This is a genomic window from Echinicola salinicaeni (genome assembly GCF_014280965.1).
Classification (GTDB): Bacteria; Bacteroidota; Bacteroidia; order Cytophagales; family Cyclobacteriaceae; genus Echinicola; species Echinicola salinicaeni.
In genome coordinates this window covers 1-15,382 of record NZ_JACODZ010000004.1, presented here as the reverse complement: position 1 = coordinate 15,382, position 15,382 = coordinate 1, and the positions used below count along the sequence as shown (strand labels likewise).

At 37.8% G+C, this 15,382-nt stretch carries 13 protein-coding genes and 1 rRNA gene; 5 read left to right on the top strand and 9 right to left on the bottom strand.

Translation table 11 applies throughout. The annotated features are described in order from the left end of the window. The first annotated feature begins 14 nt into the window (after positions 1-14). Together H7U17_RS07990 and rlmB are read left to right on the top strand one after the other, a co-directional pair. Positions 15-1,262 carry a GWxTD domain-containing protein gene (locus tag H7U17_RS07990; protein ID WP_317172711.1) on the top strand — a complete coding sequence of 416 codons (1,248 nt, stop codon included), beginning with the start codon at positions 15-17 and terminating at the stop codon, positions 1,260-1,262. Continuing rightward, a complete protein-coding gene (rlmB, locus tag H7U17_RS07985; RefSeq protein ID WP_186756188.1) occupies positions 1,235-2,017 on the top strand; it encodes a 23S rRNA (guanosine(2251)-2'-O)-methyltransferase RlmB in 783 nt (260 codons plus the stop codon). The genes H7U17_RS07990 and rlmB overlap by 28 nt, the downstream gene beginning before the upstream one ends. A gap of 231 nt (positions 2,018-2,248) precedes the next feature. Here rlmB and H7U17_RS07980 read toward each other — a convergent pair whose 3' ends face one another. Genes H7U17_RS07980 through H7U17_RS07970 form a run of 3 tightly spaced genes read right to left on the bottom strand, consistent with a single transcriptional unit; the run spans position 2,249 to position 3,146 of the window. After that, a complete protein-coding gene (locus H7U17_RS07980; protein ID WP_186756187.1) occupies positions 2,249-2,560 on the bottom strand; it encodes a hypothetical protein in 312 nt (103 codons plus the stop codon). Positions 2,561-2,589: 29 nt separating this feature from the next. Further along, positions 2,590-2,973 (bottom strand): hypothetical protein, encoded by a 384-nt coding sequence (locus H7U17_RS07975; RefSeq protein ID WP_186756186.1) that lies wholly within the window; start codon positions 2,971-2,973, stop codon positions 2,590-2,592. An 11-nt stretch (positions 2,974-2,984) separates the two neighbouring features. Then, complete coding sequence (locus tag H7U17_RS07970; RefSeq protein ID WP_186756185.1) at positions 2,985-3,146, bottom strand: hypothetical protein; 162 nt, start codon at positions 3,144-3,146, stop codon at positions 2,985-2,987. A gap of 547 nt (positions 3,147-3,693) precedes the next feature. On the opposite strand from H7U17_RS07970, the gene H7U17_RS07965 reads away from it, so the two are divergent. Continuing rightward, on the top strand, positions 3,694-4,167 hold the full coding sequence (locus H7U17_RS07965; protein ID WP_186756184.1) for a hypothetical protein: 474 nt from the start codon (positions 3,694-3,696) through the stop codon (positions 4,165-4,167). A 57-nt stretch (positions 4,168-4,224) separates the two neighbouring features. On the opposite strand, the gene H7U17_RS07960 is transcribed toward H7U17_RS07965, so the two are convergent. Continuing rightward, positions 4,225-4,575 (bottom strand): DUF5000 domain-containing lipoprotein, encoded by a 351-nt coding sequence (locus H7U17_RS07960; protein ID WP_186756183.1) that lies wholly within the window; start codon positions 4,573-4,575, stop codon positions 4,225-4,227. Positions 4,576-4,864: 289 nt separating this feature from the next. Here H7U17_RS07960 and H7U17_RS07955 point away from each other — a divergent pair, with 289 nt between their 5' ends. Continuing rightward, entirely contained in the window at positions 4,865-5,443 is a 579-nt protein-coding gene (locus H7U17_RS07955) for an outer membrane beta-barrel protein (protein WP_186756182.1), read from the top strand. Positions 5,444-5,612: 169 nt separating this feature from the next. After that, positions 5,613-6,836 (top strand): glycoside hydrolase family protein, encoded by a 1,224-nt coding sequence (locus H7U17_RS07950; protein WP_186756181.1) that lies wholly within the window; start codon positions 5,613-5,615, stop codon positions 6,834-6,836. A 483-nt stretch (positions 6,837-7,319) separates the two neighbouring features. Here the strand turns inward: H7U17_RS07950 and H7U17_RS07945 are convergent, their stop codons facing one another. The 5 genes from H7U17_RS07945 to rrf all read right to left on the bottom strand — a co-directional run bounded on the left by H7U17_RS07945 (position 7,320) and on the right by rrf (position 15,364). Then, on the bottom strand, positions 7,320-8,963 hold the full coding sequence (locus H7U17_RS07945) for a RagB/SusD family nutrient uptake outer membrane protein (protein ID WP_186756180.1): 1,644 nt from the start codon (positions 8,961-8,963) through the stop codon (positions 7,320-7,322). A 24-nt stretch (positions 8,964-8,987) separates the two neighbouring features. Continuing rightward, positions 8,988-12,491 (bottom strand): TonB-dependent receptor, encoded by a 3,504-nt coding sequence (locus H7U17_RS07940; RefSeq protein WP_230981321.1) that lies wholly within the window; start codon positions 12,489-12,491, stop codon positions 8,988-8,990. A 124-nt stretch (positions 12,492-12,615) separates the two neighbouring features. Beyond that, entirely contained in the window at positions 12,616-13,665 is a 1,050-nt protein-coding gene (locus H7U17_RS07935; RefSeq protein WP_186756179.1) for a FecR family protein, read from the bottom strand. Positions 13,666-14,139: 474 nt separating this feature from the next. Continuing rightward, complete coding sequence (locus tag H7U17_RS07930) at positions 14,140-14,736, bottom strand: RNA polymerase sigma factor (protein WP_186756178.1); 597 nt, start codon at positions 14,734-14,736, stop codon at positions 14,140-14,142. A gap of 516 nt (positions 14,737-15,252) precedes the next feature. Then, positions 15,253-15,364 (bottom strand): 5S ribosomal RNA (rrf, locus tag H7U17_RS07925). Positions 15,365-15,382: the final 18 nt, after the last annotated feature.

The following is a 15,382-nucleotide window of genomic DNA, read 5'->3' as shown; positions in this document are numbered from 1 at the left end:
ATTTTTAAAACCGAATGATGATAAAGATAAAGACGCTAAATTTTAAACTTCTAGGTGCCCTTGCCCTGATCTTCTTAGGCTCATGGGCAGCAGAGGCCCAAAGTAGCCTCAAAAACATTGATCAAAACTTACGATATTCACGGTATTCCCGAATTTCCCCAAAGATTGTCCCCATAAAAATCTCTGATAGGGAATTCAAATTACAAATGCCAATAGAAAAGATTGAGGAAAACCCCAATTTTGATGATTATATATTTTCCTATGCCATTGTGGAAGATTTTGATGAAGAAATCAATGAGGACAATATCATTCCATTGACTTCTTCTGATCTAAAACAAGACACTGATAGGCATTTCTATTTTGAAGAAACTGTACGTATCCCAGAAAAACAAGAGGAGGCCTATGCCGTAATTATCTGCAAAGACATGAGGCAAGGAGACCAGTATGTATACCATACCGATCTTATCAGTCCCTTCATAGCAGAAATCCCCAATTTTGGGGCCTATTATGAAAACAACATCCCTTTTGACCAGAACTTTATCAACAAAGAGGAAGCCTTAATCTTCAAGAGTAACAAAACTTTAAGTCTCTTTAGCTTCTATTATCCCCGTGATTTTGATATCCCCCTACCTCCTATGGAGACCCGTCCTGCCCCAGTGCCTAAAGACATTAGGGTGGTAAATAATGGGGACTTTCTTATCAATGTTCCTCAACCATTCAATGAGGACGGTTATTATTTCATACAATCAGATACTTCTGGTCAAACAGGCTTTATGGTCAAAACTACCTCCGAAGCATTCCCTAGGGTGGCTAGCTATAATGAGATGGTAGATATGTTAGTATATATTTCTACCAGAAGTGAGCATGAAGCTTTAAGAGAAGCTTCGGACAAAAAAAAGGCCTTGGACGAATATTGGTTAAACCTCACCAAGGACACAGAAAAAGCACAGGGAATTATCAGGGAATACTTTAGGCAAATTGAATTTGCTAATATTCTTTTCACTGACTTCAAGGATGGATGGAAAACGGATAGAGGCATGATTTACACTATAATGGGACCTCCTACAGATGTTTTCTTTGACAAAGACAGAGAGATTTGGATTTACGACAAATTGGGAAGTAATTCAAAAATTAGGTTTACCTTTGCACGCGTAAAAAACATTTTCACACCGAATTATTACAAGCTGAACCGATCCAGGTCTTATCAGCCTGAATGGTTCCAAAGTATTACATTATGGAGAAGCGGAAAGATGGCTTTTTGATAGAAAAAGGAGCTCACGAGAAAGATTTTATTTTTGGCACCAGGGCAGTGATGGAAGCACTTCATGCCCAAAAGGACATCGACAAGATCTTGGTCAATAAGGAACTGAACAACGATCTTATCAAAGAACTATTAAGCACTGCCAAGCAAGAAAGGGTTCCTGTAGTAAGGGTTCCCGAGGCAAAACTTAATAGGATCACCCGTAAAAATCATCAAGGAGTGGTCGCTCATATGTCTGCCATCCAATATGCCTCAATGGACAATGTAATCGAGGAATGTTTCTCCAAAGGAATTGATCCTATGATTTTGGTCCTAGACAGAATTACAGATGTCAGAAACTTTGGTGCGATAGCAAGAACTGCCGAATGCGCAGGAGTACATGCTATTCTTATCCCAGAAAAAGGCGCTGCCCAAATCAATTCTGACGCTGTCAAAACTTCTGCAGGAGCACTTAACTTTCTTCCTGTCTGTAGGGCCAAAAACCTGTTCTTTGCTGTCAAGGAATTAAAAAGAATGGGGCTTAATATTGTTAGCTGTACTGAAAAAACCGAAAGGGATATGTACCAAGCTGACTTTACCGTTCCCACTGCCCTGATCATGGGATCTGAAGAAGATGGTATTTCTGATGAGTTAATGCAGCTTAGTGACGAATTTGTAAGAATCCCTATGGGAGGAAATATAGAAAGTCTTAATGTATCTGTAGCTTGCGGAGTAATGATTTACGAAGCGATAAGACAAAGAAAGACAGCTAAATAAAAGTATTGAAAGGCCTCTTGGTTCATCTCCAAGAGGCCTTGTTTTTTATAGGACAAATGGACATTTATATTGGAAGCCTTCCTTATAGTGCTATGTTGATGAAGCCTAATACCAACTGTTCTTTTTGACTTGACAACCTTAAAGAGATTGGGTCACATATTGATTTTGTTGAGGAAGAAAAAAAGCACCAGCTAAAAAAACCGGTGCCTTTCACATGAATAAAAGAAACTACTAATCCTCTTTAATTTCTTTACCTTCAGCATTATACTTTTTAGTGATACTTTCTTCACCTTCTCCAAACATAACTTTATAGATTACACTTCCTTCATCATCGGTCATTTGATAGACCTTGGAGATAGTCCAATCTTTGGTTTCGTCGCTGTCTGCAATAGCATCTTTAACAGGTTGGGGAAGATCTTCTGGTAATATCTCCACTTTATCCTGATCACTCAATTCTACATTAACTGTCGGTAATATCTCCATAGCCTGAAGCCCAGAAGATATCAGCATCCCGATAGCAAGGATAAACACGTATTTTTTCATGGTTGATTTTAGTTAGGGTTATTTATTAATTATAGTTCCAAAAGATTACCCCTATGGTCAAAAGACACTATGATATCTTCATGATCTTCAGTAACAAAAGTCAAATCATAGTATTTCTTTTCTCCATCGGTAACTGAATAAGCCTTCTCCAATTCCAGTGTCGATAGTAATGAATCATTATCTATCAATGAAGTAATTTCTTTAGGCAAATCCTCTTCTTTGATCTTGACTCTTACTAATTCCTCACTGGGTGTCTGAAGCTCACTGACACCATCAATATCTGGCATAGACTCCCTCATATGGATACTTTCTCCTTTAGTATTCAATTCTTCGGAATTGATCTTATCTTTTCCATCACCACATGAGACCAACACAAATGCCGGAATAAATATTTTAATCAATAGTTTTTTCATGATCTATTTATTTACCTGTAGAAAATACTGGTAGGTGCAGTGCTCAGCTTAGTCTGGTATTCTGATACATTTGATTCAGTCTTGAGTCTGTATCCTGTCAAACCCAACAAGGTCAAAACCACTATCAAAATCCCTGTCAATAACATGAATATTAATTTTCGAAAACTGCTCATATTAATCATTTGATAATCAATATTCATAAGTTATGCCATTCACAAAAAGGCCTTCAGCAGTCTATCTGAACATAATACAGGCAAAAAGTGTGGAATTACTACACAGAATGTGGAACAAACTTCAAGTAAAACAAGAAAAACTTACCTGCCAAAATCAATAAATACCATAACAAAATTCTACGGTCTCCATCTTAAATTACCCAACAAAAATCATTAAGTATATAGGAATAAAAAAGCACAGCCTACATAGGCTGCGCTTAATTTTAATATGAATAAACCCATTCAATTTTATTAACGGATAAATGAATGAATTCTTTTAACACCTAATAAAAAATTAGCTAATGCTACTTCCTATCGCATCTCATTTCCACCTTTCGAACATAGTCTTAACATCAACCTAAACAAAAGCCTCCTAATTTGACTTGAAACGAATACCGGCCAGACAGTATTTGCCAAATTTTAACCATTATGAGCAAAGCACAAGACACAATTCTCCCTGCCTAGTTTATTCATAAAGTAATTTGTATGTGAACTAAGCTCTTTAACCATGAAAAACCTTAAAACATTACTGATCGCTTTATTCCTTCTGATTCCAATGATCACCACGGCACAGGTAACATTGGAAGAGGAAATCCAATTGATTCAAGCGGAATTTGGACTTGATAAGAAAAAATTAATTGAACTGTACATGGATTTGCCAGAGAACTATCAAACCAGTTTTTGGATGGTTTATGGACAATATGAAGAAGAAAGAAAATCAATAGCCAGGGACCGAATGATCATCATTAATGACTACCTAAATAATTTTGAAAACTTGGATGAAACCAAAACCGATGAACTGGCCAAAAAGACTATAAAAAATGACATTAACATCAGTAAACTACACGCCAAATACTACAAAAGATTCAAAAAGGCCACTTCTGCTTCTATCGCAGCCAAATTTTTGCAAGTAGACAATTATATCCACAGCAGTATAAAACTTTCTGCCCAGGAGACCTTACCCTTTATCGATGAAAGGTGAATAAAAAAGGGCAGCAAATGATTTGCTGCCCAAAAATCTAATTAAATCAATAAAACTTTATTTACCCCATAAAGTAAATTCATTGAAATTAGCTTCAGTTCCACCATCAATGGAAGAGATACCTACTATTCTAATATATCGGTACTTCATACTGTTTTCCTCAATTACTTGCTCAAATGAACTTTTGGTATTTCTAGAAACATCCAATATTTTCACCCATCCTTTCGAAGTTGCCTCTGCTTCCCATTCTTCTACCGTTCCACTATCTATGTCTGATGTATTTGCTTTAGTCAAATCATTGGTTGCCCAAATTTGATAATTCCCTGGTGTTCTTTCACCGCAGCACTCTGGCCGCTCATCTATTCCAAACTTTGTTACTACCTGTGCAGAGCCCAAATCAAAACTCATCACCCAAGGGTAAAGGTCATAATTAGAGGGATAACCCCAAGCTGATCGAAATAAACACTCATATCTCGAAAAATTTCAAAAGGATCCCCCACACAACCCTAAAATATTTCAAACATATAAAGCAAAAAAATCATTGATCAAATTCATCAAATTTTAGCAAAATCTTCTTCCCAGTCCCCATTCTTCAGCTAAAGATATTTTATATTATGATAACTTTTTTAAACATAAAACTGAACCTCAACACACCTCCCTGTAAAAAGTTATTATCAAACATCAAACCTCATAACAAATGAAAAAGCTCTTACTTATCTTTGTCGCTGCATTAATTACCACAATGGTACATGCACAGGTAGAATTAAAACCTGCAATCGGTTTAACATTCTCTAACGTCACAAAGGATCCAGATTCTGGAGAGGCTAAAGCTAAACTAGGTTACCAGTTTGGGGGCAGTGTTTTATTTGGAGACAAATTCTATATAGAGCCCGGTTTATTCTATGCTCAAAAGAGCACAAAATTCTCGGATACAAATGCCTCTGGAGATGACCTAGATATGGACATCAAAGGTTTGAGAATACCTGTCTCAATAGGTTATCACCTATTGGGTAGTGAGGCCAGCGCTATTGGATTGCGTGTTTTTGGAGGTGGCTCATCATTTATCGTTACAGGAGTAAATGGAGAGGGCTTGGACAAGGATGATTTTGAATCCCCTACATGGGGCATGTTTGCAGGGGCTGGATTAGATTTTACCATTATATTTCTTGATGCCAAATATGAATGGTCACTTACCGATGTCTCTGGATTGACAGACTTTGATATTGGTAAAACCAATTCCTTTTTTATCAATGCGGGTATCAGGTTAAGTTTCTAATTAAATCAATCGCTTTTTTTAATAAGCAGTCCTTCATACTGAATGGCTGCTTATTTTATTTATTCAGACTATAATTTTAACGATCGGTTACCTTTCAATATTTTAAGACAATCACCCTAGGTCATATGACCTATTTTATGTAATTTTATTATTGAAAAACACACAAATAATGAAAGTAAAAACCATAATATCTAGTCTTATTTTAGCATTAAACATTTCATTCATACATGCCCAAATACAAATCCATCCAAGCAAAGTGGATGTCCAATTGACCAATACTGGACAAAGCCCACTACTGCAAGGTCCCGCAGCATTAAACCAAGACGGTTATTTCGTTTGGGGAGGAAGTGTGGTCAAAGGAGAGGATGGCAAATATCACATGTTTTACGCCCGGTGGATTTCTGGTGAAGAACATGAAAAATTTTCTGACGGTTGGCTGATCAATTCTGAAATCGCCTACGCTGTATCAGATTATCCTGATCATGGTTTTGAATTTGTAAAAGTAGTATTGAGAGGTAGGGCCAGAGATGGCTACCCCGAAGCTTGGGATGCACAATCTGTTCATAACCCACATATAAAAAAATTTGACGGCAAATATTACCTGTATCATACTGGATCAAAATACCCGGGAAAACAGCCTCCAGGATCTCCCGGAGCGAAACTTAGCAAAAGGGATCTCGTACAACAAAGCCAACAACTTGGCGTGGTCACTTTTGATAGTATAGAAGACCTTCTGGAAGGAAATATCACCCGATATAATAAGCCATTACTGAGTCCAAGAACTAGGGTAAAACCTAATAATGTCCTTAATCCATCCCCAAAAGGGACAAAATCATTACCAGACAACCTAATCGTAGTTAACCCTGCAGTGGTTTTCCGACCAAGTGATGGAAAGTATTTGCTGTATTTTAAGGGGAATATTTATACACCATCCTGGAGAGGGGTACATGGTGTAGCCATCGGTGACACTCCTATTGGACCTTTCTATCCAAAAGACAAATATGTCTTTGACGTAAAAGACGAAAACGGCCAATTGGCCTCAGCAGAAGACCCCTATGTATGGTACCACAGCAAAAGCCAAAAATTCTATGCTGTATTCAAAGACTTTACCGGAAAAATCACAAAAGGGGAGCCGGGACTTGCCATCATGAACTCCACTGATGGTGAAAAATGGGAGCAAATGGAACAAAGCATGTTTATGCCGCTAGAACTACAGCTCAAAAACGGTAGCAAGGTACAAGTGAAGAGGCTCGAGCGACCGCAGCTATTAATTGATGAAAATGGTTTGCCCAAAGTCCTTTATGCAGCCTGTGCCATAGAGGGCCCCAATGCAAAGAAAGATGGTAGCAGCTTTAATATCCAAGTACCTTTAAAAGGTGAATTCTTGGAATAAACGGTACTATACTATTTCAAACTTTATGCATGAAATTTGTAAGGCTTGATAATATACTTTTGTCAAGCCTCTTTTTTTACTCTTTTCAAAACGATAAGGCCAGCACCCAAGTCTACTTTTATAATTCTCCAAAGACCTATTCCTAATTGATAAACACCCTATATAATCTTTTACTGATTATTTTCTACTACACAAGCCCATAGATACTTTCAAAAAGCTTCACAGCTATATAGGAAAGGCACTTCCTTCATTCCTAAGTCTTAATCATATTATAACACCAAATAACCTCCGGATTTTACTTGGTTCAACTCCAGTTTGATCCGAAGGTGATCCGTAAGTGATCCATGAGAGATCCAAAGATTATTTTGATTGACAATAAGAAAATGGAAAACAAATAAGGTCAATAAAAAGACTGACCCAAAAATAAAAAAACAGGCAACCCTGCGGATTGCCTGTAAAAAAATAAATATGAAAATCAGTTAATTATTCCCATCCTTCGGTTTGTTCCAAACTAGGATTCAGAGAAAGCTCATTCACTGGAACTGGGAAATAATAGTTTTTACTTTCATCAAACTGATAAGTCTGATCGGACATAATATAGCCATCTGCATTTAATACGATGTCCGTACCTATGGTAAATGCATCATGATCGGCTATATCTGTTGCATTAAACCTCAGTCCCAATACAGGTTCAGCCAGTTTAGTTCCTTCTTTCCATCGGATCAAATCGTCATATCGGAATCCTTCAAAAGCCAACTCCACCCTTCTCTCTCTCCTCACATCATCAATGATACTTCCCTGGTCCAATACCAAATCAGCTACGCCAGCCTTGGCTCTTAGCTGGTTGATGGTCATATCTACATCACTCTGGGTAATGCTGCCTAACTCCGCTTTCGCTTCAGCATAGATCAACAAAACTTCTGCATATCGAATAATAGGCGCATCAATAAAAGCCCTATCCCAAGCTTGTACATCTTGGCTCTCATTAAAGAATTTAGCTACTTGATACCCTGAAGGGGAAGCCGTGTTAACCACTCCTTGTGGACTAGCATTAAGATATAGTTTATCCCCCACAAAATAAGTATTTGGCTGAGCAAAAGTACCTGTCAATCGCTTATCCCTATTGGCAAATTCCTCCGCAATGGTAGCATCCCCCTGGTACAATGGACTTTCCTCGATTGACAATCCATCTGTACACAAATAATCATTGATCAAGTCTTTGGTTCCACCAAACTGAGCCCCATCTACGTGCGTAATAATATTGGAAACATTATGATAGATCTGTAAAGCCTCATCATAATCTCTAAAGAATACCACTTCATTGTTACCGTTTAAATTGATGTTGGCAAATAGGGCATTATAATCTCCATTAACATCAATCATATAATTACCACTGTTCATCAGTATTTGAGCTGATTCAACTGCAGCCTCTAGATAGGTATTCTCTCCTCCTAGACCATGATATTTCCTAAAACTTCCTTCATGCAGTGCAATCCTAGCACGATAAGCATGAGCTATATTCTTGTCGAATCTATTTGTAGCTGCACTTGTTGCCATCCATTGGACAGCAAAATCTAGATCGGCCATAATAAAAGCCATCACCTCATCCCTGCTGGACTGAGAGGCATAGAGCAATTCATCATCCTCTGTAAGCACCCTGTCTATAATAGGCAGCTTACCATATAGCTTTAGTTTATCGTAATAGTCTAAAGCCCTCAACAACCTGGCCTCCGCGATATATTGATTTTTCTGTCCTTCCTCAATATCAGCTCTTTCAGCATTTACCAACATTTGATTCACATCGCGGACCAAAGCCCAGTCCCAATCTGACAAGCCTGGTTGATTGGCAGAGTTGATACCTAACCTCACCTCATTTGGGGTCATCATAAAGGAATTGTCACTGTAATTGTCATTGGTCAACATATAGGCATTAAAACCACCTCGACCAAAGCCTTTACTATTGAAATAGGCCCCGTATAACTGATTATTATAAGTGGCTAAATCAGCTGGATTATTCCAGAAATTTTCATCGTTTATTTGAGTCTTTGGATAGGTGTCCAAAAACTCATCATTACATCCAGCCAACACCCAAAGACTGGCCAGAAGATATATTCCTATTTTTTTCATGATCATTCTTTTTTAGTTGACGAATTAAAATCCTACTGTTACACCGAAAGAAATCCTTTTGGACAATGGATACAACTTACCGGATTGTCCTCCACCTGAACTAAAGGAAGTATTCCCAAGTGCACCTTGACTTGGAGACAATGCTTCAGGATCAAAGTTTTCATTCAGACTTGTAAAGGTGAGCAGGTTCTCCCCTGATACAAACACCCTCATGTTACTTACCTGAATCTTACTTAATAAGGTACTAGGAAGAGAGTAACCAATGGTTAAATTTTTCAACCTCAAATAGCTCGCATCCTGCAGATATCTCGTTTGTATCTGGGTATTTCTATTTACAACACCTCCTTGACTTGGCCTAAAATAATAAGCACCTGTGTTGACTGGCAATCCGTCTGATCCATCACTCCATACATTAGCATATAAATCATCCGTAACAACTACATTACCATATCCACCATCACCACCAAACATCAAAGGACCGTCCACCCAGTAATCTCTCTTGGCAACTCCTTGGAAAAAGACACTAAAATCAAAACCTTTCCAGTTCGCTCCTCCTCGGATACCATAGAGGTACCTTGGTGAAGCATTACCAATGATCTTTCTATCACCGGAGTTGTCCACCGTATTTTCACCTACCGATATTTCTCCATCTTCATTAAGGTCTGCATAATGTACATCACCTAATCCAACAAGATTACCTGCTCCCAGAGGTGTGTGATTAGCAGCATTATCAATCTCTTCCTGGCTTTGGAACAACCCAACTGTCTCATATCCCCATATTTCACCAATGGTCTGACCTTCATAATAGCTTCTTGACAATGACTTGGTTGGATTATCAAACTTGGTAATCTCACCTTTGGAATCGGAAATCACAAAGTTCAGATTATAGGAAAAGTCACTTCCTACCCTATCATTCCATCCAACAGAAGCCTCCCAACCTTTGACTTGAAGGTCTGCTGCATTTTTTTGAGGGGCAGCTGCTCCAAACACACCTGGCAGGGCATCTCCTTGGACTAGCATATCCATAGTTTTCCTAGTAAACACATCAACACTGGCATCCAACCTTCCCTGAAGGAACACGAAATCAGCTCCAAAATTGGTTGTGGCCACTGTTTCCCATGTTCTGGAAGCGGCGATAGGGTCCATAGGATTCAAACCAAGTGGCCTCGTGCCATCCATTATCCAGTTAGTCTGTGGGACGGTACTATATCCTACATAAGGATATAATGCACTGGAATTTTGGTTACCCAAAGCCCCATAAGAAGCCCTTAACTTAAATAGATTCAACCAGCTAAGGTCCTTCATAAATTCTTCGTCAGAAACCCTCCACCCTGCAGATACAGATGGGAAGAAACCATATCTGTCATTCTTAGCAAACCTTGATGATCCATCATATCGACCGTTCACTTCTAAAAGATATTTACCCAAAAAGCTATAGTTCACTCGGGCAAATCCACTTCTTAAGGCCCAGTCTGTATAATTATCAGTTACAGTAGGATCTCCTAATGTATTTGAAATGGAAATCACATCATAACTAATCATGTCGGTATTGAACATATTATCATCGCTAAAAGTGGCCATTTCTTGATTGAATCCAACTGTTGCCTCTAAGCTATGTCCACTTTCCCAATCCTTACCATACTTTCCATAAATATCAAAAGCATAGTAATTGTCCACTTCATTTATTTTCTGTATGTAAGAAGGCCCTCCATCCTTTCTCACATCCATATTAGCCCAAGGAGTAGTAGATTCAAAATCGACATTATTCAAAACTCTTTGTCTGAATTTAGGATTGTAGGTAAAGTTTGAGAATACTTGGAAATCACCAAACTTCATTTCTACTCCTGCCTTAGTATTCAGGTTATAACCTACTCGGTTATCACGGCCACCTTGTTCCAATGTTGCTACTGGATTCAATCGAATAAACGTGGCATATGGCACGCCATCCAAATCAAAATAAGGGGTCAAAGTCGGTCTTGCTCTCCACACCGTATGAAAAATAGATGGTCCGTGACCTGGAGGCAGATTATGAACATCTTGCTCAGATTTAGAAAAGTTTACCTGAAACTTGGTGGTCAACCAGTTACTCAAATCCGTACTCATATTGGTATTAAAGTTGAAGCGCTCATAACGATCATTACCAATTTTCACTATCCCATCTTGACGGGTATAAGCAAATGAAGCTCTATATGCGGTATTCTCCGTTCCACCAGCAACACTCAAGTTGTGGTTTTGACCAGGTGCGCCTTTTGCAAATACCAAATCTGCCCAATCGGTATTGGCATGCTCATAGTAGGCCGAACCTGAAGGCTTCAAAGTATAGTCATTCGAAATGGTTCCATTCACTCTATCTTGAATCAACCCTAAATGTTCCTCATTAAAAACCGTACTTGCTCCTGTAGAATTCCTCATACTGTTCACATACATAGCATACTTATAGCTATCAGCCTTCTTAGGTAAGATCGTCGGTTGCGCTGCAAAGAAATTTCCGGAATAGTTAAACTGAGGTTTGGCATTTCTACTACCTTTTTTTGTAGTCACCAAAATTACCCCAAAGGCTGCACGTGCACCATAGATAGCCGCTGATGCTGCATCTTTAAGTACAGTCACACTTTCTATATCCTGAGGGTTGATATTATTGATGTCCATTTGAGCACCATCCACTAATACAAGCGGTGAACCACCATTGATACTGGTTGCACCCCGAATGTTAATTGAAGCTCCACTACCAGGTGCTCCGCTACCCGGAGTAATATTTAATCCTGGGACAACACCTTGAAGCCCATCAGTAATATTGGTGATTGGCCTGTTTTGAAGGACATCTCCATCTGTCATTCCTACAGCTCCTGTAAGGTTTCCTTTTTTCTGAGTACCATATCCTACTACAACCACTTCCTCTAAGTCACTCACATCTTCTTCCAAAACCACATTGATAACGGACTGATTACTTACCTGAACAGTTTTTGAAAGAAAACCAACAAAAGAATAGATCAAGTTTGATCCTTCTTCCACACTTATAGAATACTTCCCATCCAGGTCTGTTGCTGTTCCATTTACTGTTCCTTGCTCCACTACAGTTACTCCAGGAATAGGCTCACCATTTTTATCCGTTACAGTTCCTGTTACATTTACTTGAATAGTAATAGGAGAAACAGTACTCCTTCTTTTATGTTCCTTTACACTTATGGTATTATCCACTTGCTTAAAAGAAAGCTGATGACTGGTGGCCAAATCCACCAATACACTTTCTAGCGTTTGGTTCTCCTGCTTAATATTCACAGGCGGTAAATTTCTGACCAATTCATCCTTATAGATAAATTTAAAGTCAGTTTTGGCATTAATTTCCTTAAAGGCCTCAGCTAAGGAAACCTCTTTTAGATCAAGACTAAGAGATACCTTAGTAATGTCTAATGATTCTTGTGCCTTGGTAGGCGCTGCATAGATCAGGTTCAGGAAAAGCAGCTGAAACACAAACCCATACAGATAGTATTTTCCTATCATACATATTGCATGTAATGTTTTTTTCATAATTTTGAGTTGTTTTACTGTTTTACATAAGGCATTAAAACATCGACAATTAGCCTATAGCCTGAGAAACTTGGCTTTTGTCGACTTAGCCAATGATTCTTCATTGGCTTTTTTTTGTTAAGGTTTATTCATTGGCACTATTTTTAAATTCAAGGGTTATTTTTTTACGGTTTATTGAATAATCAAAGCCCATAGTGTATCCAAGGCTTTCCAATACATTTTTTAATGAAGCATCTTTAAATTCTCCAGATACTTTTTGATCTTTCTTGGGAGGATTTTTCAAGAATATTTCCACGGCATACCAACGCTCCAATAGTTTGGTCACTTCAGAAAACCTCATTTGAGTAAATGTCAAAATCCCATCTTTCCAGCCTAGCGCATATAAATCATTAAATGAACCTTTACTAAGTCCAGTAGACTTTAAAACAGCCTCCTCTCCTGGCAAAAGAAACACATCTTTAATACCTGAATCTAGGCTGTAAACCCTTACTTTGCCCGTAGACAACTGCACACTTGGATGTTTATCTTGGTACGCATTGATATTGAAGGAAGTCCCCAGAGCGACAGTAACCATTTCTCCAGACTGTATCCTGAACGGCAAAATGGTATCATGAGCCACTTCAAAAAATGCTTCCCCTTTAAGATCAATATCCCTATGATCTTTGCCGAAATTATCTTTATAAGCGATTTCACTTTCAGCATTTAAATAGACTGTCGTTCCATCGGGCAAATACAGTTTGGATTTTTGGCCCTTAGGATTTGACTTTATAATTGTAACTATTTCCTCTTTTATCGACTCATCCTTATTAGAATAAATATTTAGAAAGGCAATGGACGCAATTAACACAAAGGATAAAATTGCCGCTGTTCTAAACCAAAAGTAATTCCAAATACCATCTTTCCATTGTTCATTAGCAACCATTCTTTTGGATTGTGGTTGAATGCTATTTTCAATTCTGTCAAAAAGTTTTCTTTGAATACTATCATCCATATCCTTACCTTGATTGCTTAAGGCAATCAATATGAGTTTAGCTTGCTTATAAAGCTTATAATTACCTTCACAAGCAGCTATCCACTTGGGCCAATAAAGATTATCTGCTGGCTCATTTTCAAACACCCAATTTTTAAAAGATTGATCGAATAATAGATCTTCTATTTTAGAGTAAGATTTCATTTTTTTGTCCATCTATGCTACAGAGGACAAAACGGGCCAAATCTCATCGCCCTTCTGAAAAAAATATTTTTTTTATAAAAATTAATTCAAACAAAAAAAATCCCATATGTATATCCGCAATTGTACCAGTAAGTTTTACCATTCAGAACATTTGCTAAAAAGAGAACACATATCTCTCAGAAACACTAAATTAAATCTGTGTAGATCTGTGGAATCTCCCGATAAACCGGGACAGGCTGTGAGAAATAAGTTTACTGGTGTTAAAACGGATAATCATAAAATCCCATCTATATATCCACTATTCCAACAGTAAGTATTATGTTTCATAACCTTATGACAAAAAAGACAAATATTTCACAGAAATAATTATTTAAACCTGTCTACCGCGAGATAGATCAGTGGCAGTCTGTTAAATCCGTGAGAAACAAATTTATGGTGTAATAACGGATAATTATAAAATCCCAAATCAGGATATTATAAAGCAAACAAAAAGATTAAAAAACTGATTGCTACCTTTCTTAGATCCAAAGTATTCCTTAACGTTCTAATTCCCTTAAATATCAAATTATAAACTGAAGGAACTTGAACCCCCATAAGTTCTGAAATATCTTCATAATCTAAGTCTTCGAGCACTCTTAGATAAATCGCTTCTTTTTGTCTCAAAGGAAGATTCTCCAAGGCTTCATTGATTTTAACACCTGATTCGGATATGATCTGGTGCTTATGGAGTAATTCCTCAAAAGATTCTTCCCATAAAAACTTAGCATGATAATCATCAAGCGACTCCCTTTTGTATTGCTCATTAACGGTTTTAATTATCTCTCTCCTAAAGGAAGTAAAAAGGTAAAATTTAATAGATTTTTGAATAGTAATAGTCTTTCTTAAATTCCAAATATGTACAAATACGTCATGGATGACGTCTTGAATTAAATCCTCATCCTTGGTAAAGCCAAAACCATATTTGTACAAATCTTTTGAGTAGGCATTATAGATATTTGCAAGGGCATCTCTATCCCCATCAGAAATTCTTCTCCAAATCTTATTATCATTATGACTATGCCTTCCTTCCATGCTTCTAGGTAGCGAAATCAATGCCCTATACACCGACTTCCATTAATTAACAATTACTAAATATAGGCTTTATGCCCTAAATTAAAAATTAATCAATAATATATTTTTGTAAATCAGGGTGTTCGACCATAATCCATCACATTTTTATTATAAAAGATCCCTGAATTGGAAGAAGCTTCCTAAAGCTGGATAGTCATTCAATTATGAATACATTCAAAATTCCCGTTACAAACCCTTTACAGTTTTCACAAAGAAAACAATCACATTAAAAAAAAATGCAACTGAGATTAGCCCACTTTTAATACTTTTTAACACTTTTCTCCTTCCATGATGCCAGCAGTATAATCATATAAGTTTGAAATTATTCATCCCCAGAAATATTGCTTGATCCTAGAAACCTACGTTACACTGCTTCCATGGAAGACCTTTGCACACTAGTTTCCCCCCCAGTAAAAACTTAAACCCTATAAAACGCAAAAAGGCCCTTCCACGTGATGTGAAAGGGCCCATGATAAGTGAGGGCGGCGACCTACTCTCCCGGGTGTAACCCCAGTACCATCGGCGCGACAGGGCTTAACTTCTCTGTTCGGGATGGGAAGAGGTGGATCCCCTGCGCCGTACCGCCCAAATTCTTCTGGCTAGGTCG

Excerpts from the sequence above, each read along its gene's own strand:
- H7U17_RS07965 (WP_186756184.1), top strand. The coding sequence starts at position 3,694 with ATGAAAAACCTTAAAACATTACTGATCGCTTTATTCCTTCTGATTCCA.
- rlmB (WP_186756188.1), top strand. The coding sequence starts at position 1,235 with ATGGAGAAGCGGAAAGATGGCTTTTTGATAGAAAAAGGAGCTCACGAG.
- H7U17_RS07945 (WP_186756180.1), bottom strand. The coding sequence starts at position 8,963 with ATGAAAAAAATAGGAATATATCTTCTGGCCAGTCTTTGGGTGTTGGCT.
- H7U17_RS07935 (WP_186756179.1), bottom strand. The coding sequence starts at position 13,665 with ATGAAATCTTACTCTAAAATAGAAGATCTATTATTCGATCAATCTTTT.
- H7U17_RS07950 (WP_186756181.1), top strand. The coding sequence starts at position 5,613 with ATGAAAGTAAAAACCATAATATCTAGTCTTATTTTAGCATTAAACATT.
- H7U17_RS07960 (WP_186756183.1), bottom strand. The coding sequence starts at position 4,575 with ATGAGTTTTGATTTGGGCTCTGCACAGGTAGTAACAAAGTTTGGAATA.
- H7U17_RS07970 (WP_186756185.1), bottom strand. The coding sequence starts at position 3,146 with ATGAGCAGTTTTCGAAAATTAATATTCATGTTATTGACAGGGATTTTG.
- H7U17_RS07930 (WP_186756178.1), bottom strand. The coding sequence starts at position 14,736 with ATGGAAGGAAGGCATAGTCATAATGATAATAAGATTTGGAGAAGAATT.
- H7U17_RS07940 (WP_230981321.1), bottom strand. The coding sequence starts at position 12,491 with ATGAAAAAAACATTACATGCAATATGTATGATAGGAAAATACTATCTG.
- H7U17_RS07975 (WP_186756186.1), bottom strand. The coding sequence starts at position 2,973 with ATGAAAAAACTATTGATTAAAATATTTATTCCGGCATTTGTGTTGGTC.
- H7U17_RS07955 (WP_186756182.1), top strand. The coding sequence starts at position 4,865 with ATGAAAAAGCTCTTACTTATCTTTGTCGCTGCATTAATTACCACAATG.
- H7U17_RS07980 (WP_186756187.1), bottom strand. The coding sequence starts at position 2,560 with ATGAAAAAATACGTGTTTATCCTTGCTATCGGGATGCTGATATCTTCT.
- H7U17_RS07990 (WP_317172711.1), top strand. The coding sequence starts at position 15 with ATGATGATAAAGATAAAGACGCTAAATTTTAAACTTCTAGGTGCCCTT.